The 17,367-nt window shown below is 38.8% G+C and carries 23 protein-coding genes; 10 read left to right on the plus strand and 13 right to left on the minus strand.

The features are described 5' to 3' along the window. Window positions 1-67: 67 nt before the first annotated feature. Genes V7K84_RS29360 through V7K84_RS29370 form a run of 3 tightly spaced genes read right to left on the minus strand, consistent with a single transcriptional unit; the run spans window position 68 to window position 1,589 of the window. The gene (locus V7K84_RS29360; RefSeq protein WP_334843426.1) at window positions 68-292 is read right to left on the minus strand and encodes a hypothetical protein; all 225 of its coding nucleotides are present in this window, start codon (window positions 290-292) and stop codon (window positions 68-70) included. 8 nt (window positions 293-300) lie between these two features. Next, window positions 301-567 carry a hypothetical protein gene (locus V7K84_RS29365; RefSeq protein ID WP_334843428.1) on the minus strand — a complete coding sequence of 89 codons (267 nt, stop codon included), beginning with the start codon at window positions 565-567 and terminating at the stop codon, window positions 301-303. Window positions 568-620: 53 nt separating this feature from the next. Continuing rightward, a complete protein-coding gene (locus V7K84_RS29370; protein ID WP_334843762.1) occupies window positions 621-1,589 on the minus strand; it encodes a hypothetical protein in 969 nt (322 codons plus the stop codon). Between the two features lie 462 nt (window positions 1,590-2,051). Between V7K84_RS29370 and V7K84_RS29375 the strand changes: the two genes are divergently transcribed. The 6 genes from V7K84_RS29375 to V7K84_RS29400 all read left to right on the plus strand — a co-directional run bounded on the left by V7K84_RS29375 (window position 2,052) and on the right by V7K84_RS29400 (window position 7,172). Then, complete coding sequence (locus V7K84_RS29375; RefSeq protein ID WP_334843429.1) at window positions 2,052-2,879, plus strand: Rpn family recombination-promoting nuclease/putative transposase; 828 nt, start codon at window positions 2,052-2,054, stop codon at window positions 2,877-2,879. A 93-nt stretch (window positions 2,880-2,972) separates the two neighbouring features. Then, window positions 2,973-3,194: a hypothetical protein gene (locus tag V7K84_RS29380; protein ID WP_334843431.1), complete on the plus strand. Its 222-nt coding sequence runs from the start codon at window positions 2,973-2,975 to the stop codon at window positions 3,192-3,194. A 447-nt stretch (window positions 3,195-3,641) separates the two neighbouring features. Further along, entirely contained in the window at window positions 3,642-4,604 is a 963-nt protein-coding gene (locus V7K84_RS29385) for a hydrogenase small subunit (RefSeq protein ID WP_292716383.1), read from the plus strand. A gap of 220 nt (window positions 4,605-4,824) precedes the next feature. Beyond that, window positions 4,825-6,420 carry a nickel-dependent hydrogenase large subunit gene (locus V7K84_RS29390; RefSeq protein WP_334843434.1) on the plus strand — a complete coding sequence of 532 codons (1,596 nt, stop codon included), beginning with the start codon at window positions 4,825-4,827 and terminating at the stop codon, window positions 6,418-6,420. Between the two features lie 120 nt (window positions 6,421-6,540). Further along, window positions 6,541-6,780 carry an antitoxin family protein gene (locus V7K84_RS29395; RefSeq protein ID WP_334843437.1) on the plus strand — a complete coding sequence of 80 codons (240 nt, stop codon included), beginning with the start codon at window positions 6,541-6,543 and terminating at the stop codon, window positions 6,778-6,780. Further along, the gene (locus V7K84_RS29400; protein WP_334843439.1) at window positions 6,777-7,172 is read left to right on the plus strand and encodes a type II toxin-antitoxin system VapC family toxin; all 396 of its coding nucleotides are present in this window, start codon (window positions 6,777-6,779) and stop codon (window positions 7,170-7,172) included. Before V7K84_RS29395 ends, V7K84_RS29400 begins: the two co-directional genes overlap by 4 nt. A 183-nt stretch (window positions 7,173-7,355) precedes the next feature. Here the strand turns inward: V7K84_RS29400 and V7K84_RS29405 are convergent, their stop codons facing one another. The 3 genes from V7K84_RS29405 to V7K84_RS29415 form a co-directional block, all read right to left on the minus strand. Further along, window positions 7,356-8,351: a hypothetical protein gene (locus tag V7K84_RS29405; RefSeq protein ID WP_334843441.1), complete on the minus strand. Its 996-nt coding sequence runs from the start codon at window positions 8,349-8,351 to the stop codon at window positions 7,356-7,358. 205 nt (window positions 8,352-8,556) lie between these two features. Next, window positions 8,557-8,964: a hypothetical protein gene (locus V7K84_RS29410; protein WP_334843443.1), complete on the minus strand. Its 408-nt coding sequence runs from the start codon at window positions 8,962-8,964 to the stop codon at window positions 8,557-8,559. A gap of 10 nt (window positions 8,965-8,974) precedes the next feature. Further along, on the minus strand, window positions 8,975-9,178 hold the full coding sequence (locus V7K84_RS29415; protein ID WP_334843444.1) for a hypothetical protein: 204 nt from the start codon (window positions 9,176-9,178) through the stop codon (window positions 8,975-8,977). Between the two features lie 239 nt (window positions 9,179-9,417). Here V7K84_RS29415 and V7K84_RS29420 point away from each other — a divergent pair, with 239 nt between their 5' ends. From V7K84_RS29420 to V7K84_RS29430, 3 genes are all read left to right on the plus strand, one after another. Next, window positions 9,418-9,840 carry a hypothetical protein gene (locus V7K84_RS29420; protein ID WP_334696642.1) on the plus strand — a complete coding sequence of 141 codons (423 nt, stop codon included), beginning with the start codon at window positions 9,418-9,420 and terminating at the stop codon, window positions 9,838-9,840. 241 nt (window positions 9,841-10,081) lie between these two features. Then, window positions 10,082-10,273 carry a DUF433 domain-containing protein gene (locus V7K84_RS29425; protein WP_334843446.1) on the plus strand — a complete coding sequence of 64 codons (192 nt, stop codon included), beginning with the start codon at window positions 10,082-10,084 and terminating at the stop codon, window positions 10,271-10,273. A gap of 38 nt (window positions 10,274-10,311) precedes the next feature. After that, a complete protein-coding gene (locus tag V7K84_RS29430) occupies window positions 10,312-10,782 on the plus strand; it encodes a hydrogenase maturation protease (RefSeq protein WP_334843449.1) in 471 nt (156 codons plus the stop codon). Between the two features lie 48 nt (window positions 10,783-10,830). Here the strand turns inward: V7K84_RS29430 and V7K84_RS29435 are convergent, their stop codons facing one another. From V7K84_RS29435 to V7K84_RS29455, 5 genes are all read right to left on the minus strand, one after another. Then, a complete protein-coding gene (locus V7K84_RS29435) occupies window positions 10,831-11,205 on the minus strand; it encodes a hypothetical protein (RefSeq protein ID WP_334843452.1) in 375 nt (124 codons plus the stop codon). Between the two features lie 18 nt (window positions 11,206-11,223). After that, window positions 11,224-12,510, minus strand: a complete 1,287-nt coding sequence (locus V7K84_RS29440; RefSeq protein WP_334843454.1) for a SagB/ThcOx family dehydrogenase — start codon at window positions 12,508-12,510, stop codon at window positions 11,224-11,226. After that, window positions 12,473-12,961: an ankyrin repeat domain-containing protein gene (locus V7K84_RS29445; protein WP_334843456.1), complete on the minus strand. Its 489-nt coding sequence runs from the start codon at window positions 12,959-12,961 to the stop codon at window positions 12,473-12,475. Before V7K84_RS29445 ends, V7K84_RS29440 begins: the two co-directional genes overlap by 38 nt. Before the next feature lie 327 nt (window positions 12,962-13,288). Next, entirely contained in the window at window positions 13,289-14,428 is a 1,140-nt protein-coding gene (lysS, locus tag V7K84_RS29450) for a homocitrate synthase (protein WP_334843458.1), read from the minus strand. A gap of 35 nt (window positions 14,429-14,463) precedes the next feature. After that, a complete protein-coding gene (locus V7K84_RS29455) occupies window positions 14,464-15,345 on the minus strand; it encodes an AAA family ATPase (protein ID WP_334843459.1) in 882 nt (293 codons plus the stop codon). A 315-nt stretch (window positions 15,346-15,660) separates the two neighbouring features. Between V7K84_RS29455 and V7K84_RS29460 the strand changes: the two genes are divergently transcribed. Continuing rightward, window positions 15,661-15,870, plus strand: coding sequence for a TOBE domain-containing protein (locus tag V7K84_RS29460; protein WP_322667910.1), 210 nt, complete (start codon window positions 15,661-15,663; stop codon window positions 15,868-15,870). Window positions 15,871-16,448: 578 nt separating this feature from the next. Here V7K84_RS29460 and V7K84_RS29465 read toward each other — a convergent pair. Next, window positions 16,449-16,748 carry a 2Fe-2S iron-sulfur cluster-binding protein gene (locus tag V7K84_RS29465; RefSeq protein ID WP_012407188.1) on the minus strand — a complete coding sequence of 100 codons (300 nt, stop codon included), beginning with the start codon at window positions 16,746-16,748 and terminating at the stop codon, window positions 16,449-16,451. A 229-nt stretch (window positions 16,749-16,977) separates the two neighbouring features. Next, window positions 16,978-17,349 carry a HesB/IscA family protein gene (locus V7K84_RS29470; protein WP_181928157.1) on the minus strand — a complete coding sequence of 124 codons (372 nt, stop codon included), beginning with the start codon at window positions 17,347-17,349 and terminating at the stop codon, window positions 16,978-16,980. Between the last annotated feature and the right edge of the window lie 18 nt (window positions 17,350-17,367).

Genomic DNA, 17,367 nt, shown 5'->3' on the forward strand with positions numbered 1-17,367 from the left:
AGTCCTATACTCATTACTCATTACTCAGAATAGGGGCATTGGTTATTCATAAATGACCAATGATAAATTACTTCATTTTGAAATCTTTGAGGAGAAATGGCATAATCAAGCCTGTCACGAGGCTAGATAATGTTATTGGTAAGTAGAAAGGAATGTCGATTTGTGCAAACAACACTAGTAGTAACGAACCTACAGCAGTAGCAATAGCAGTTCGTTGAACAAAATACATTGGATCGCGCAGTAATTTTCCTTTTAAAAATAACTTCGCAGAAAACCATCCAATTTCTAACATGTTGACTCCTAATATTTTGTCAATAAATTTAAGATTACAAACCCTAAGAGAATAGCAGGAATTACACCAGCAGGGGCAAATAATGCACCAAGCATTGCTGAAAACTGATAGCCGATATCTTTTCCAGCTAACAGCATTCCACCAATAGCACCACCAACCATAGACAAGGCTGTTGCTATGACTATCCACACTAATCCTGTTGCTATGTTCAAGTCACCATCTGCTAAACTTGTGAGAAAATCTCTCAGAGAAGGGTTTGTTAAAATATCTCTCATGCTGTTTTGTTCTCCTTATGATGAGGGGGTGGATGAGGGAGAATAATCAATGCTCAATGCCCTATTTCGGCTTCAATATCTTGTAAAGCTTGGGCTACTATCTCTGCTTGTTCGATTTGTTGATTTTGGGTAAATATTTCTAAGGCTTGTTGATAGTAAACACGAGCTTTTGAGAGATTATTAAGATTACCCGCTTCTGGCTTTTCTGAGTCATCGGGTAAGTTGAATAAGGCGTTGGCTTTGTTTGAAATTGTGTTAGCGTATTCTAGAGGTGTATCTTTGAAATTACGCACTTTTAGCGCTTCATCGTAAGCTGCGATCGCACGTAAGTTATTTTCCACAGGATGGGAACTCACTAAATATTGCAAAGCGTTACCCAAGTTGTTTTGCAACATGGCATATTCTCTGGGATGGTCAATCAGATTAATATGCTTGAGTGCGACCTCAAATGATTGCACAGCTAACCCTTGACGCAAGTATTCCCGTTCTGATGCCAGTGGCATAGAAAGGTAAGCGATCGCAATATTGTTATATAAAATCGCGTATTCTTGGGGGTAATCTTCCCAAGTAAACACTCGCAAAGCCTCATGATAAGCCTGGATGCTGTCGGTTATCCGCGCCAAATTGAATGGCACTAGTGACTGCAACACTAGCCCAAAATTCATCTGTGTCTCTGCTACTTCCTCTGGTGAAGCTAATTCCTGTAAAATTGGCAGTGCTTCTTCATAACCTGCTTTCGCTTGCGTCAGCAGTTGGTAATCAGCATCCGGTATTGCTTGTAATGTCCCTGACATCCCCACTTGCGCCCTGGCTTTTAGTAGGGGATACTCCTCACCACACATTTCATAAGCCCGGTAATATAAGCCAACTGCATTTCGCAAGTCTTGGGCAGTTTTGGGCTTTTTTTGAAAACCCTGTGCGATCTCAATCAGCATTTGGATTTTTTCTTCTGCTGAAGCTGACTCCGATGCAACAGCTGCTACCGCAGCCTTCACCGCCGAATCTGTAATGCTGGGGTTCATAACTCTGCCGTACTCTAGCCAATTGGGAATTGAGTCCAACACCCATGAACGATCGAAACACGCGATCGCATTTCATCACGGGCTATACTGATTTACGCAGGCTTCGAGTCCTTTAGGCGGAATTCCCCTTTTTGTCTGAGACTAGGGCTAATGATTAAGGACTAGGGAAAGAGTCGATCCCATGTCCAATATCCAATACCCCATGCCCAATCAATTTTTTTACTATAAAACACCCTATTTCTAAAATTCTAGGGGGAAATTGCTAATATTAATGTCAGCTTTAAACACCTAATATTTTTAAAATACTTTTTGTATCATCACTCGACACAACCCAAATATTCTTTATTGAATTGTTGACATACATATATGCAGTATTTTACCAGCTAATTTTTGTATACTCCAAAGATTCGCCACGGGATCGTCGAAGTGTAAAATATATTCATCAACTGTAAAACAAGCTCCTTGAAAACAGACAGCATCTTCTATCGGATCTTTCAGAGTATCCCCACTACTTTCTTTGAACTGATTAACCAACCGCCCCAACTAGCTAGTGTTTACCAATTTTCTTCAGTAGAAGTCAAACAACTAGCTTTTAGAATCGATGGCGTTTTCCTCCCAAATGCAGCAGAACTACCCATTTATTTTGCCGAAGTGCAATTTCAACCAGACAAAAAGTTCTACTCGCGTTTATTTACCGAAATCTTTAACTATCTCGACAAAACCGAATTAACCAACAATTGGCGTGGTGTTGTCATCTACCCCAACCGTAGCGTTGATACTGGAGATACCGAAAGATATACCGAATTACTCAACTCACAACGAGTGACTCGCGTCTATCTTGACGAATTAAGCTCAATTGAGACATCATCAATCGGCATAGAGACAGTTAAACTCATCATCGAACCCGAATCAACTGCGACAACAAGAGCGATCGAAATAGTCAACACTGCTAGAGAGCAAATTCTAGATGTCGCTACTATTAGGGAAATTATACAATTGATAGAGACGATATTAATCTACAAGTTACCGCGATTGACCCAGGAGGAGATCGGAAAAATGTTTGGATTAAATGAGTTAAAGCAAACTAGATTTTACCAAGATGTTTTTGCAGAAGGGAAACAAGAAGGGAAACAGGAAGGTAGACAAGAAGGGAAACAAGAAGGTAGGCAAGAAGCTAAGTTAGAAACGATACCTCAGTTATTAGCATTGGGTTTAAGTATTGAGCAGATAGCTCAAGCGTTAGGTTTGGATGAACAAGTTGTTAGGCAAGCCGCACAACCGAAATCCTAAAACAATAGGGTGCGCGAAGGCTTAACAGTACGTTTAATAGAGACGATATTAATCTACAAGTTGCCGCGATTGAGCCAGGAGAAGATAGGAAAAATGTTTGAATTAAATGGCTTGAGGCAAACTAGATTTTTCCAAGATGTTTTTGAAGAGGGTAAAAAAGAAGGTAAGCAAGAAGTTTTTGAAGAAGCTAAACAAGAAGGTAAGTTAGAAGCGATACCTCAGTTATTAGCGTTTGGGTTGAGTATTAAGCAGATAGCTCAAGGCTTAGGCTTGGACGAACAAGTTGTTAGGCAAGCTGCACAACCAAAATCTTAAAACAATTGATATATACCTGACGGGGCGCAAAATCTTGCGCCCCGATATTTTGCTGAATTTGACTCGGTTATTGCATTAAAATGTGACGGTTTAAAATACTCATCCTTTCGCACGGATTAATAGTTGGTAGTAATTGTGATTAATAATCTCATAGTTTTAACCGCAATCAATTGTTAAGGTTGTTGAACGCCAGTAATTAAAAACAAAAAATAATTTTATTTTAAATATTTTGATGTGTTAAATATGTAACATATTTAATAGACATATTAATTTAAAATAATCTTAATTAAATGTAAGCTATTGCTAATGATTAATTCTTTTTTAATGAAAGTGAATTAAATAAAAAAATATCTTAAAATAAAAAAATAAATATTGATAAGCAGGTGAGACTTTACAAGCATTATCACCTACATCATGCATGGTAAACAATAGAAAAATGCATAGCCGATGACTAACGTACTATGGCTACAAGGTGGTGCTTGTTCAGGCAACACCATGTCATTTCTCAATGCCGAAGAACCGACAGTCTGCGATTTAATTGCCGACTTTGGCATCAATTTACTTTGGCATCCTTCCTTGGGAGTTGAACTAGGCAACAACTTGCAAACACTGCTGCGGGATTGCATTTCTGGGACAATTCCCCTAGATATCTTGGTATTTGAAGGCAGTGTTGTTAACGCCCCCAACGGCACTGGTGAATGGAATCGGTTTGCCGATCGCGCCATGAAAGATTGGTTAGCAGACCTCGCCAAAGTTGCTAAATTTATTGTCGCCGTGGGAGACTGTGCAACCTGGGGAGGAATTCCCGCCATGTCACCCAACCCCAGCGAATCGGAAGGTTTACAATTTCTCAAACGTCAAGAAGGCGGCTTTTTAGGGAAAGATTTTCTCTCACAAGCTGGATTACCTGTAATCAATATACCTGGATGTCCCGCCCATCCCGACTGGATTACGCAGATATTAGTTGCGATCGCTACTGGACGCATAGCAGACATTGCTTTCGACGAACTAAATCGTCCCCAAACCTTCTTCAACACCTATACTCAAACAGGTTGTACCCGTAACGTCCACTTTGCCTACAAAGCATCAACCGCCGAATTTGGTCAGCGTAAAGGCTGCCTATTTTATGACTTGGGTTGTCGTGGGCCCATGACTCATTCTTCCTGCAACCGCATCTTATGGAACCGCGTCTCTTCCAAAACTCGCGCTGGGATGCCTTGTTTAGGTTGCACAGAACCAGAATTTCCCTTCTTTGATCTCAAACCCGGAACCGTATTTAAAACCCAAACAGTAATGGGAGTTCCCAAAGAATTACCGCCAGGGGTGAACAAAAAAGACTACGCCTTACTCACAATGGTGGCTAAAGATGCAGCACCACCTTGGGCAGAAGAAGACTTTTTTACAGTTTAGTCATTGGTCATTAGTCATTAGTCATTGGTCATTAGTCATTAGTCATTTGTCCTTTGTGATTTGACTAATGACTATAACCTTTCACACTTCTCTATACCTCTCAACCAGAAATGAAGGGTTTCAACTATTTTGCAGTAAGACGAGTGAATAATTACCAATAACAAATGACAAAGGACAAATGACTAAAGACAAATAACAAATGACAAAGGACAAATGACAAATGACAATTCAATCATTAGACATTTCGCCCGTTGGTAGAGTTGAAGGCGATTTAGATGTCCGAGTTGACATTGAGAATGGGCGGGTAGTCAATGCCTGGACACACGCCGAATTATTTCGTGGATTTGAAGTTATCCTACGCGGTAAAGATCCCCAAGCCGGATTAATTGTTACGCCTCGCATTTGCGGAATTTGTGGCGGTTCTCACCTAACTTGTGCTTCTTGGGCATTAGATACAGCTTGGGAAACAGAAGTTCCGCGCAATGCCATTTTGGCCAGAAATCTCGGTCAAATTGTCGAAACAATCCAAAGCATCCCCCGCTACTTTTATGGTTTGTTTGCCATTGATTTAACCAATAAAAAATACCGCCATAGTCGTTACTATGAAGAAGCCGTTAGACGCTTTGCTGCCTTCACAGGCAAATCTTATGAATTAGGCATCACAATTTCCGCTAAACCTGTAGAGATTTATGCACTATTAGGCGGACAATGGCCCCATTCTAGCTACATGGTTCCTGGTGGCGTGATGTGCGCCCCCACTCTTACAGACATTACCCGCGCTTGGGCGCTTCTGGAATATTTCCGCACCAATTGGTTAGAACCAGTGTGGTTGGGTTGTTCTTTAGAACGCTACGAACAAATCCAAACTTATGATGATTTTAGGGAATGGTTAGATGAAGACCGCAATCATCGAGATTCCGACTTAGGTTTTTATTGGCGGATGGGTTTAGATATCGGTCTAGATAGATATGGCGCTGGTGTTGGTAAATATGTCACTTGGGGATATTTAGCCCATGAAGATAAATACCAAAAGCCGACTATTGAAGGGCGAAATGCGGCAATGATTATGAAAAGTGGAGTGTATGATAGCTTCGCAGACACTCACGTTTTAATGGATCAGTCATTTACCCGCGAGAATACAACTCACTCTTGGTACGATGAAGGGACAGAAAATATTCACCCTAGCGATCGCACCACTAAACCCACTGCAATCAATACCAAAGACTTCGATAACGCCTACTCTTGGTCGAGTGCAGTCCTTCACAAAGACTTCGGACGCTTAGAAACCGGTCCCTTAGCGCGGCAATTAGTAGCCGGCGGCAAACATGGCGAATCTTGGCAACACTACGACCCCTTCATCCTCGATGTCTTCAAGGAGATGGGTGGCCCTAGTATTCATGTGCGTCAGTTGGCACGAGTTCACGAAATTGTCAAGTTATATCGACAAGCTGAACACTGTTTGCGCGAATTCAAGTTAAACGACCCTTGGTATATCAAACCCACAGAAAAAGATGGTAAGGGTTGGGGTGCAACAGAAGCAGCGCGGGGTTCCTTGTCTCACTGGGTAGAAGTGGAGGGCGGTAAAATTAAGAATTACCAAGTCATTGCTCCAGGTACTTGGAATATTGGCCCTCGTGACGGTGAAGGTATTCGCGGCCCTATTGAAGAAGCGTTAATTGGGACACCCATTTACGATTCTAGCGACCCAGTGGAAGTTGGTCATGTGGCGCGATCGTTTGATTCATGTTTGGTGTGTACAGTCCACGCTCATGATGCGAAGACTGGTGAAGAGTTGGCGCGTTTTCGTACCGCTTAAAATATGCTAATTTCTAATAGCTAATGGCTAATTATTTTTCAGTTAGTCATTAGCTGTGTTTTTTACTGTGTTAGATATTATGCCATGATTAGAAATAGCTATGGCATGAGGAAAAAGTTTATGAATATAACTATAGAAGCTGTTTATGAACAGGGTGTACTGAGGTTATTACAGCCGATTCCATTAGCCGAAGGAACTCGTGTTGAAGTCACTGTGATTTCAACTGAGACTAAACCTCAAAACAAAACTCCTAGAGAGATTTTGGCACAAATTGCAGCCATGCCCTTAGAAGTTAGCAATGATAAATTTTCTGGTCGAGATCATGACACTATTCTTTATCCTCCCCATAGTGCAAAATGATCTTTGTAGATACCAGCGCCTGGTTTGCTAGTATTGTTCCTTCCGATACTGAGCATCAGGCAGCGTCTTCATGGGTTAATCAAAATATTCAGCCATTGCTAACAACAGATTACGTTGTTGATGAAACCTTGACCCTGTTGAGAACCCGTGGAGAAACGTTGAGGGCAATCAGCTTAGGAGAGGCATTCTTTTCAGATAATCTGACGACCATTTATTACCTGACAGAAGAGGATATTCAACAAACTTGGCAGGTTTTCCGTCAGTTCTCAGATAAAAATTGGAGTTTCACGGACTGCGCCAGTCGGGTTGTGATGAATAAACTCCATTTAACTCAGGCATTCACTTTTGATCGTCACTTTCGTCAATTTGGGTTCGTGAATGTTGTACCTTGAGAGTTGCGCGATCGCGTAGCGTGCCGGAGGCGATGCCTAAAAAACAAATTCGGAACTGGTATTCTAACTGAGCCTTGGAGTCTAACAGTGACGCTCAGAAGCTGCTATAACCTCTGAAACTTAGCCAATATTTGAGCCAGCAGTCCAGGGCAGCAAAGTGTTGGTCTGCTAGATAATTTGAAACTATCGAACAATATTAAAGACAGACTCATTTTCAATATCACTCACAATGAAGTTCATACTATTTAACTCAACACCAAAACCTTGTGCTGCTCTAATTTCACCTATCAAAAGTTTGAAAAACTTTTCTGGGGATGGTGGAGCAATAAGCAGAGGTATCATTTCACGAGAGTTGAAGAGCGGAATTGGATCAACTAGATTCGGCTTAATATCTAACTTTCTCAAAATAAACTCCAACTCTGGTGTAATTTTACCTTCACAATAGTGTTGATATACTTTCTGTATAAGCTTGAGAAAAACTCTTCCCTTTAAAGATACAAACGCAGAATAACCCGCTTTTTCACGAGAATATGGTTCATAGATAAAACCACTACCAAGAACTACTTGATAACGTGGACGAAGAGTCGTAGTGGAAGTAGAAAGTCTTTTGCCTACTTTTGTATAGCTAATAAATCCATAGTTGGCTATGTCATATAAAACGGCAAGATGTAGACCTGGTATACCCGTATTATTAAGAAAAAATCGAACATCACTGCCAGTAAGTTTACCAAACACTACATTCATCAGCACATCATTAACAATTTGATCGCGAAGATAAAAGGAGATGACCTGCTCAGATTGTGCTGAACCCACCTCAAAGTTTTCAGGTATCCAAAACAGTTTGAGCTTATAAAGGTCTAGGCTATGTGCTGTTTGTTGAAAATCCCGAATTACTTCATAAAAAAGGGCCCGATTACGGATATTATCTCTAGCGATGTATGCCCAAATTTCTGAGTCTGATGCTGCGATGAGAGTTCTAATATCTTTGTCAATTCCTTCGGTATGTTTCCAAAGGGTTTGTCCAACAAGGGGTCGAATGAAGTCATGCTGAAGAAGACACGCAAAATCAAATTTTTTCCTGTCCGCTTCTGTGAATGAGTATAAATCCAACCTAGAAAAGCTTTCTAATATCTCTAGAAAGCTGCGGCTTAACCACCTATGTTCCTCTGACTCAGCCATCTTATAGACTCAGCATAAGTACATAAATACTATATCAAACTAGTGGTGAAATCTCTCTGAACTCTATGTGATAGCTCTACCAAGATTGTCTATACCACCAAAAAAGCGATCGCCCCCAATTTATACTGAACTAAAATACGTAGGCATAGCCAGGCGTAAGCATCGCGTAGCGCGTCGAAGGCGATCGACTCACAGATTATATTTATTACTCAGATTTTGGTTCAATCTCAAATTCAAGTTTGGAACGGTAGAAACACACATCAAACTCTAGGAAAAAGTTTGTTTGTCCAAAAATTAAGGGTACATTCGCTCTTCTCACCCAAGCAAATACCAGTTGAACTGGCGCAAAGTCACCGATCTCAACGTTTGCAAAGAATGGCATTGCTGGCAGATTGCTTAGGTTGCCTGCTAATTGAATAATCGCTCTGCTATCATCCCAAACCCCACTTAACTCAATACCAATTTCATAGGGCAAGACATTTACAGTTGCACCACTGTCCACTAATCCAAGAACTTCAACAGCTTTATCACCCTGACGAAGACAAAGTGGAATCCGTGGCAAACTATCAAACTCATTTTGGGAAGGGTCAGTGGTCGAGTATTTGAATCGCATGTAGTCAAACCTAATCTTCCTGTTTCAAAGCTTGCATGAGAATTTCACCTGCACCAAACGAATTGTACGGTGTAGGCAAATCATAGGTTTTAAATGGTTCGAGAGGTGAAATATCTTTGTTGGTATCCAATTCTTCCGCCAAAATGCGGATTAGCTTAATTTTTTCTGATATAGAGAGTTTCCTGACAGCAGGAAGTAGCTCATTGAGTGTCATGTTTCGCGCTCCATTTCTCCAACTAGGGTTACTTACAGCTTACTGGATTAACCATCTACCTAAGCGATTGCCCAAAAGATAAATTTGGGGAAAATCAAAGAAAAATAACCTATTCCCAATGCCCTATTCCCAATGTCTTATATTCAAAACTCGTAGCGTAACACACTAAAACTTATAGAAATAGTGGGTTAGGCTTGCGTTAATGCATTTGCATAAACAGCAATTTACACGGTAAGCTTGTGTCTGATTTAGCGCTACATAATTATCTCCCTCGCGTTCCCGATGCAGCATTGCAAGAATACATAGAATGGTGTGTTTTAGAGCAAGCTCAAGCCGCAGAATGTAACTTTACTCCTGATAGAAGTAAGTTAGATAATTTGCCACCAGAAGACTACGTTCCTAAACTTGTCGAGCAGTTCATGAAAGTTAAACCAGACCCAATTAAAGCTGGTTTGGTAGCTGCGATCGCTGGCAAAGAAGCTGACAAACATGCTTTATCTGGTTTAGCGATCGCTGCTGATTTTGTATCTCTTTATGTCAAGTATTTAATTCCTAAAGAGGGAAGTACTAAAGAACAGGCTGAAGAGATATTAACTCAAGCATCACAACATCAGTATGAGAAACTGACTGAAGTTGCCAAGAAACATGGTGTAGCTTTATAGTTTCCTGCTGATAATTTAGTTTTCAGAGGCTTTGTCTGTCCCATCAGTCAGAGCCTCGTATTTTGCAGATTATGGCAATAACTCGAAATCATCACAATCAGCATAAGCTTGATAATGAGTTGTTATTAATTTTATAACTTTACTATGACCTTAAGCTTTAAAGTATCTTTCACTGCATTTATAGATACAGTTTGACTCTTTATTTTATAATTTAGGAAACATATTATTAGTTTATAGTTAAATGGACAGAATCGTAGTTAACTCTCAGATTCATTTCGGTAAACCTTGCATTGCAGGAACACGCATCACTGTACAAAGCATTCTTGAACTGCTCAATGATGGACTTTCATTTGAAGAAATTATCCGAGACTACTATCCAGACCTACAAATTGAAGATATTCGTGCCTGCTTAGGATATGCGATCGCGCTTTAACTGAATTTGCAACTACTTAAATAATTAAATCTTATTCCATGCTCACTATTATTGGTTGCGGCAATCTAAATCGCAATGACGACGCAGTAGGCGTAATCATTGCCCAACGCTTACAAAAATATCTAGCTGAAAACCCTCATCCTTATGTGCGAGTTTATGACTGTGGCACCGCAGGGATGGAAGTAATGTTTCAAGCTAGAGGTAGTAAACAATTAGTAATTATTGATGCAAGTTCAACTGGTTCTGAACCGGGTGCTGTGTTTAAAGTTCCAGGAAAAGAACTGGAAGCTTTGCCAGAACCTAGTTATAACTTGCACGATTTTCGTTGGGATAATGCTTTAGCCGCCGGACGGAAAATCTTTCAAAATGACTTTCCCGAAGATGTGACAGTTTATTTAATTGAAGCGGCAAATCTTGGTTTGGGACTAGAGTTAAGTCCTGCTATCAAACATTCTGCTGATTTAGTTTTTGAAGAGGTAGCTGCACTTATCAGCCAAAATAATGAGTAAAAAACTCCTAACTCCTGTACAGACGCGATTAATCGCGTCTCTCTTCTCTTATGCCCAATCCCGATAAACAGAAAGTTCATCTACCCTCATTTCAAAAGGTATACCTTGACTTTCTGGCGGACAAACACGGATTTTAGCACTGTTAACAATTCCATATAGCAATGTCCCCATTGGCACAATTTTTTGTAAAACACGCCAATTAATAACTTGATCGGGACATTCAATAACCAATGTCAGAGCATTGGCGTGGGTTGTGACATACCACCGGCAATCAGACAGAAGATTTTGAATAGTGCGATCGCACGCTTCATAAAAGTATCTGCTAATAGAATCCTCTAGTTGTTGCCGCAGTATAATATCCGCCGATGTCGGTTGCATCGGATGTGAGTCATCACCATTGAAGTAATACATCTTTCTAGCCATCTCTCGTTAGCTTCCTGCTTATATTCCAATCACCATTCCATAAAGTACATCTTTATTTGTTTCTAATAATTCTTGGGTTTCGTCGTCATAATACGCACCAATTCCACTACACTGAATTCCCAAATAATTACTAGTTAAATAAAGCCTCTGTCCCAGAAAACCAGCTATTTGCATAGCAGTTTGATAATTTAAATAATCTGACACAAAAAATAAAGTTACAGCGCCATCTCTAGCAATAGCCTGATTAATACATAAGTAACCTGTCTTTTCACTAAAATTACCCGTTTTAACCAGATGTGTACCTCTATATAACCCAGGTGTCATTCCCTCTACTCGATGCACCACTGAGTAAATTTCTATTTCCTCATAGTTTTCTGTCGGTATTGACTGTTGAAGTTGTTGCACTACATATAAATAATCTTCTTGAGAAATAGCTTCTTTCCGGAAACGTCTAATAGAACGTCTATCCCAAACAGTTTGATAAAATTTATCCCGATCGAAATCAAATTGAGGATACTCTAATTTTTGCTGGCGACTCTTTTCTAGAGTAGTTGCTTGATAAGCATCTTCAATAAATTGATTGGATTCAAAATAATCAGTACCAGAGACAAAAGGAATTTTCAGCCTTAAGTGTCTGATTTTCTTATCTTGTATTTCTCCTGACACCGCACAAGCAGTAATAAACTCTTTATTCTCAAATCCCAAATCAGAATTGAGCGTAAGTTTATCAAAGTCAAAAATTAGTTGTATATCTCGGTTGTGGAGAAAAGCTGAAGCTGCAACTGCACCTAAATGGTGTCCGCTATCTAAGAAGCAATATCTCATGCTTCTATTTTGATATTTCCAGCTAGACCTATAATAAACACAACTAATTAAAAAGATGAATCCGTTGATACATTTACCCGGTATAATATAAGTCTCTAACCCATCATCAATTAATTCATAGATGAGAGTTAGACAATTATTCTCAACTTCTAGATGGTATATACCATTTACTATTCCCTCAATGCCGCGAATCTGGACGTAAACTTCTGTAGGATACAGAGCGCCTGCTGATGGATTCACTCGCAGTTTATAAGGGCCATCTTTATATACTTTTTCTAGTGTTATCGCACTGGTTAATGAGATAAAAGAGTGAAGAGGATTATTGAGATTTAATTTCACTCTCCGATAAAACTTGGGATAAACTTTAAATGCAGATGGCTGTGTTGAAGCATCTACATAATTTGGATCGAGTTGTACCGATAAGTAAGAATGCTTGGTAGCGTCATGATAGGCTTTGCCCGATATCTGACTTGATGGCATTTTTAATTATCCTTAAGACTTCTACATTGCTAGCAAAATCTATCGCTTTATAATCGTCTAAATTTTTTAAATATAAATTAGGATGATATTGTAAAAGTAACTTGACGACTTCTGTCTTTCCGGCTGATGCTGCGTACATTAAAACAGTTGCACCATTATCATTTTGATTATCAATATTAATGTTGTGAGCCAAGAGTAAATTAATTAAATCGTAGTGATTACCAAAACAAGCAAACCACAAAGCATTGTTGCGATCGCTATTTCGAGCATTGATATCCGCACCTGCATCAATTAACTCTTTGATGACTGCATAAACTCCCTCTCTTGTGGCTTTCATCAAAGCTGTATCGCCATTTTCACCTGGCTGATTTAAATCGCTGGGATTATAGCCTTTTTCTATTAACCATTGGGTTGTTGCTTCACTCAATTTTTGACTGTTGGTTCGATTCATAACTACTCCTCAGTTAACTTTTTTACTAATATAAATTTGCTTGGCAAATAGAATGGTGAGCAATGCTCACCATTTTTGCAAAAATGTTATTTAAATTCTTTTAACTTACATATATGCTATCAATTTTATAAGTTTAAATTATGAATCATTTATAAAGAACAGCAAATATTCTTCTTAAAAAAGCTTGAAAAATAATGGAAAAGCAGTAATTTTTACAGTTTTCTTATATAAGATAGCTTAATAGCAGATATAGGTGGATTTAGATCCCCGACTTCTTCAAGAAGTCGGGGATCTGCACTTGGAAAGTAAGTGTGTATATTTTCAAATTTACTGGCAATGATAAGAATATAAAATATTGTCTACATCTTCGATGGTAAGACTTTGGTTATCAGCTAAAGCTTTCAATCTATGGGTAATATCTTTAAGCTGCGATAAATTAAAGGAAAGTCCTAATTCATTAGCTCGGTGATTAACCGCCTGTTTTCCAGCCAATTTATGATTGATTAAAATTGAGCGCGTTACACCAAAACTCCGGGGATTAATAGCTTCATAAGTCTCCGAGTTATTGAGCATAGCTTTAGTATGAATGCCAGCTTTATGACTAAAAGCACTCTCACCAAAAACACAATGGTTAAAAGGAATAGAAACTCCAACTTTTCTCGCAACTAATTCATGCAAGGAACCAAGTTCATCCAAGCGATATTTAGACTTAATCTGCTCTGGATTTGTAGCATATAACCTCGCAATAAATCCAGCTAGTGAGGTAATACCATTTCGCTCACCAATTCCCAAAACACAAGTGTCAATATGAGTTGCTCCCGCTTCCAGTGCTGTATAACTGTTAGCATTTGCACATTCTGTATCATTATGACCGTGAAACTCAATATCTAAATTAGTGAACTGGCGCAAAGTCTTCACTAATTCAAATACTTGCATTGGCGTAATAATTCCTACTGTATCGGCAATTCCTATGCGTTTGACAACTCCTAACTTTTCAATCTCAGAATAAATTGTAATTAAATCTTCTATGGAAGTGCGTGACGAATCCTCAGCCGAAAATCGTAACTCAATATCGGGGGCTTGTTGATGAATAAAAGTTAGAACTTCAGATGCTAAATCAATAATTTGATTAATATTTTTACCATGACTGAACTGACGCATCAAAGAAGAACTACCAATAGTTAAATTAATCCCAGCGACGCCTGTGGCTAAAGCGACTTTAGCATCTTCTAAGTGACAGCGAATGTGAGTTAAGATTTTGGATGGCAAGCCTAACCGAGACAATCTTTCACAGTCTTGTCGAGATTGAGGTGAAGCGATTGGTGACGTTAACTCTATATATTCCACTCCAAATGCAGCAAGGGCCTCAGCGATTTCGACTTTATCATCTGAAGAGAAATTGGCTTTGACGAATTGTTCACCTTCACGGAGAGTACTTTCTACAATTGCAAATTCAGATAGCGACATTGAGCAATCCCTATACTAATTCTTACTAAGGAGATTCACTTATTAGTTTTTATATTAACAGATTTGCATAATCGAGAAATAATTACTTTGGCTGATTCTTGGGGACTGGTTATAGTATCAATTATAAGAGAGCGATCGCTTGTATCCATCGCTTCTAGAATATGTTTTGTCGGAACCGAATCATAGTTCTGACTCTCTTCCACAAATATTTTTAGTTTTTCTCGCAATTCTCCACCTGTAACAACTTGTTTGCTTACAAGTTCTAAGATTTGCTGTTCTTCTTTAGGAGTAAAATAAGCAGAAGCCTCTGGTACGCCTAAACTAGCAAAATTGCTCAGTACTTCTGGGATAATTTGCATACAATCGTCTAATTCTTGATTAGCAATTCGATCAAAAGAATCATGACGTTTTAGAAGCCTTTCTAAACGCACCGTATTTGGTGCGGTCAGCATTACAAATTTAGCATTTTTTAAAGCTGTAGCTGCATAGCGAACCTCATTTTCACCACGCAAACTATCGAAAACTAACATAGAGTTGACTTCTTGTGGATTGATGTGTAGAGAAGCTAAAATATGACCCATTCCACCAGGAAAGTATTCTCTATAAAGGCGAGTATAAGTTAAACGTTTAATCCGGCAATGTGGTTGCATGAGTTTCTCTTGCATTTTTAACATTGGTGCAATTATTATGCGTTCGGTTAAAACACGACGATTAGGTAAAAGTGTAAAATCCAAGCCTTCTTCAGCCAAAGCTTTTGCGATCGTGCTTTTTCCCACGCCCGTCATACCTACTATGATTAGTAAAGGAAAACTTGTTATTGGCAACCAGTCTTTAGGAACAGGAAATCCTACGCCTACACCTGGACTTAAGTGTTCAAAAAATAGATTTTGCCTTGTTGTATTAACTCGATCCTGCACAATATGAACCTCTTTTTAATCTAGTTATTATAAATACGTCAATATGTTATAACCTCAGTGCTTATACATAACTAAATGGCTCTGTTAAATTGATGATAATATCCATCAACAGTTAGGTTTTTAAATTTTTATCTTGCTTTTCGCAGTAAATAACTGCCCTGTCGATTTTTGTAATATTCGTCAAGCAGAGATACCACTGTTAAGTAAATTATAATTATTTCAAAATTATTAAGATATCTTAAAGAAAGCTAGTTTTAAAATTAAAATTTGCTAGCTTACTAAAGTATAAATAGTTCAAGTTAGCAAAGTAAAAACATGGAAATTAGCGCTCGTAATTCTCTTAAGGGTACTGTCAAAAAAGTTGTACATGGTTCAGTTAATACCGAGATAACTTTAGAACTAGCGCCAGGAGTGGAGCTAGTCTCAATAATCACAAAATCATCAGCAGAAAAGCTATCACTTGCTGAAGGTAAGCAGGCTTATGCTGTGATTAAATCATCAGATGTGATAGTTGCTGTTGATTAAAAAATAGAGTTGGCTTCTTTTGTAAGCCACTCTATCATTCATATCAAATTGCATTTATATAATTTAGTAACCAAAAGTGTGCAATAGCTTAGTTTAGCGTAATTACAGCAATCATATTAGATTTTTAAGAATTGAAAATCATAGATACCTGACTTATTTAAGAAGTCGGGTATTTTATTTATCATAAATAATTAAGTAAGGCTATACATAAATGCTAATTAATCAAGTTATCAATAAAGCGAACATAAATCGCTTGGACACTATCTAAATCTAGTACAAAATCTCTGTTATCAATATTGAGGATAAAAGAGGGAAAATCTTGCTTAAAACTGATATGAGTTCCTGTTGCTATTCCTATTAATGTAAGTTTTTAAAGATTGTTTTATTCTGAGTTTTACAGAAAATTACGATTCCTCGCTCTCCTGTTCTCAATAACTCTAATGAACAGCCAGTAACACTAAAACTGGTAAACATTTTAATTATAAATTAGGAATTGTGAAAGGAAGAAGGAAGTATATTTTCATCCTTCGTCCTTCATGTTTTATTTGGTCGCTAAAGGCAGCAACCAAAGTAGTAACTTAGACCAGATATGCTTCTTGATGTGTCTTAATTGTGCAATTAGAACGAGGATAAGTTACACAAAGTAAAGCGTATCCTTTAGAAACCTGATCGTCATCTAAAAAGTTTTGATCTTCTTGATTAACTTCACCTTCGACAACTTTACCAACACAGCTAGAGCAGGAACCTGCATGACATGAAAAGGGCAACTCAATACCATTTTCTTCTGCTGCTTCTAAGATGGTGGTCTCTTCGTCAACTTCAATTGTGGTGTCGATGTCTTCTTTTTTGTTGATTAATCTAACTTGGTAGGTAGCCATTTTTCGATTCTCCTCAAACGTTATACAGTTGGTCTACTTTCAGAAGTTTTTGAGCAACCTATCCTACTTTTTGCTTCCCTTCTTCTTACAGAGATGCTAAGTTTAGTCAGCTTCTCTATAGGGGTAAGGAATGCAAAGCGAACTAGAAGCTATCTCAAGAGCATTGAAACTCTGCGGAGTGTGTCTATAGAAAGCCTCTACAATCAGACTTGGCGCTAACGGAATGATGTTAGCTGCAAGGTACACCAGTAGGCGTACCGTCGTCCGTTTTGAAGGATTTTCCACAACCGCAGGTATCAGTTGCATTGGGGTTGATGAATTTAAAACCGCTTTCCATCACTCCCTCAACGAAGTCAACGATAACTCCGTCTAATAAGGGCGCACTTTTGGCATCAACGTAAACCAGCACTTTGCCTTGCTGACTTACCAAATCATCTGGTTGGGGCTTGCTGGTGATATCGATCGCATATTCATAACCACTGCAACCACCATCTCTTACAGAGATGCGGACACCTTTAGTTGCACCATTAGCATCGGATGCGGAACCTTTGAGGAATGCCCGTAGATGGAATTCTGCTTTTTCTGATAAAATAACGGCCATGAAGTCTCCTGATTTGTA

The sequence above is a fragment of the Nostoc sp. genome (genome assembly GCF_036917315.1).
Taxonomy (GTDB): Bacteria; Cyanobacteriota; Cyanobacteriia; order Cyanobacteriales; family Nostocaceae; genus Nostoc.

Bases quoted from the DNA above. Each gene is read 5' to 3' on its own strand.
- V7K84_RS29360 (WP_334843426.1), bottom strand. From the start codon at position 292: ATGTTAGAAATTGGATGGTTTTCTGCGAAGTTATTTTTAAAAGGAAAA.
- V7K84_RS29365 (WP_334843428.1), bottom strand. From the start codon at position 567: ATGAGAGATATTTTAACAAACCCTTCTCTGAGAGATTTTCTCACAAGT.
- V7K84_RS29370 (WP_334843762.1), bottom strand. From the start codon at position 1,589: ATGAACCCCAGCATTACAGATTCGGCGGTGAAGGCTGCGGTAGCAGCT.
- V7K84_RS29380 (WP_334843431.1), top strand. From the start codon at position 2,973: ATGTTTGAATTAAATGGCTTGAGGCAAACTAGATTTTTCCAAGATGTT.
- V7K84_RS29385 (WP_292716383.1), top strand. From the start codon at position 3,642: ATGACTAACGTACTATGGCTACAAGGTGGTGCTTGTTCAGGCAACACC.
- V7K84_RS29390 (WP_334843434.1), top strand. From the start codon at position 4,825: ATGACAATTCAATCATTAGACATTTCGCCCGTTGGTAGAGTTGAAGGC.
- V7K84_RS29395 (WP_334843437.1), top strand. From the start codon at position 6,541: ATGAATATAACTATAGAAGCTGTTTATGAACAGGGTGTACTGAGGTTA.
- V7K84_RS29400 (WP_334843439.1), top strand. From the start codon at position 6,777: ATGATCTTTGTAGATACCAGCGCCTGGTTTGCTAGTATTGTTCCTTCC.
- V7K84_RS29405 (WP_334843441.1), bottom strand. From the start codon at position 8,351: ATGGCTGAGTCAGAGGAACATAGGTGGTTAAGCCGCAGCTTTCTAGAG.
- V7K84_RS29410 (WP_334843443.1), bottom strand. From the start codon at position 8,964: ATGCGATTCAAATACTCGACCACTGACCCTTCCCAAAATGAGTTTGAT.
- V7K84_RS29415 (WP_334843444.1), bottom strand. From the start codon at position 9,178: ATGACACTCAATGAGCTACTTCCTGCTGTCAGGAAACTCTCTATATCA.
- V7K84_RS29425 (WP_334843446.1), top strand. From the start codon at position 10,082: ATGGACAGAATCGTAGTTAACTCTCAGATTCATTTCGGTAAACCTTGC.
- V7K84_RS29430 (WP_334843449.1), top strand. From the start codon at position 10,312: ATGCTCACTATTATTGGTTGCGGCAATCTAAATCGCAATGACGACGCA.
- V7K84_RS29435 (WP_334843452.1), bottom strand. From the start codon at position 11,205: ATGGCTAGAAAGATGTATTACTTCAATGGTGATGACTCACATCCGATG.
- V7K84_RS29440 (WP_334843454.1), bottom strand. From the start codon at position 12,510: ATGCCATCAAGTCAGATATCGGGCAAAGCCTATCATGACGCTACCAAG.
- V7K84_RS29445 (WP_334843456.1), bottom strand. From the start codon at position 12,961: ATGAATCGAACCAACAGTCAAAAATTGAGTGAAGCAACAACCCAATGG.
- lysS (WP_334843458.1), bottom strand. From the start codon at position 14,428: ATGTCGCTATCTGAATTTGCAATTGTAGAAAGTACTCTCCGTGAAGGT.
- V7K84_RS29460 (WP_322667910.1), top strand. From the start codon at position 15,661: ATGGAAATTAGCGCTCGTAATTCTCTTAAGGGTACTGTCAAAAAAGTT.
- V7K84_RS29465 (WP_012407188.1), bottom strand. From the start codon at position 16,748: ATGGCTACCTACCAAGTTAGATTAATCAACAAAAAAGAAGACATCGAC.
- V7K84_RS29470 (WP_181928157.1), bottom strand. From the start codon at position 17,349: ATGGCCGTTATTTTATCAGAAAAAGCAGAATTCCATCTACGGGCATTC.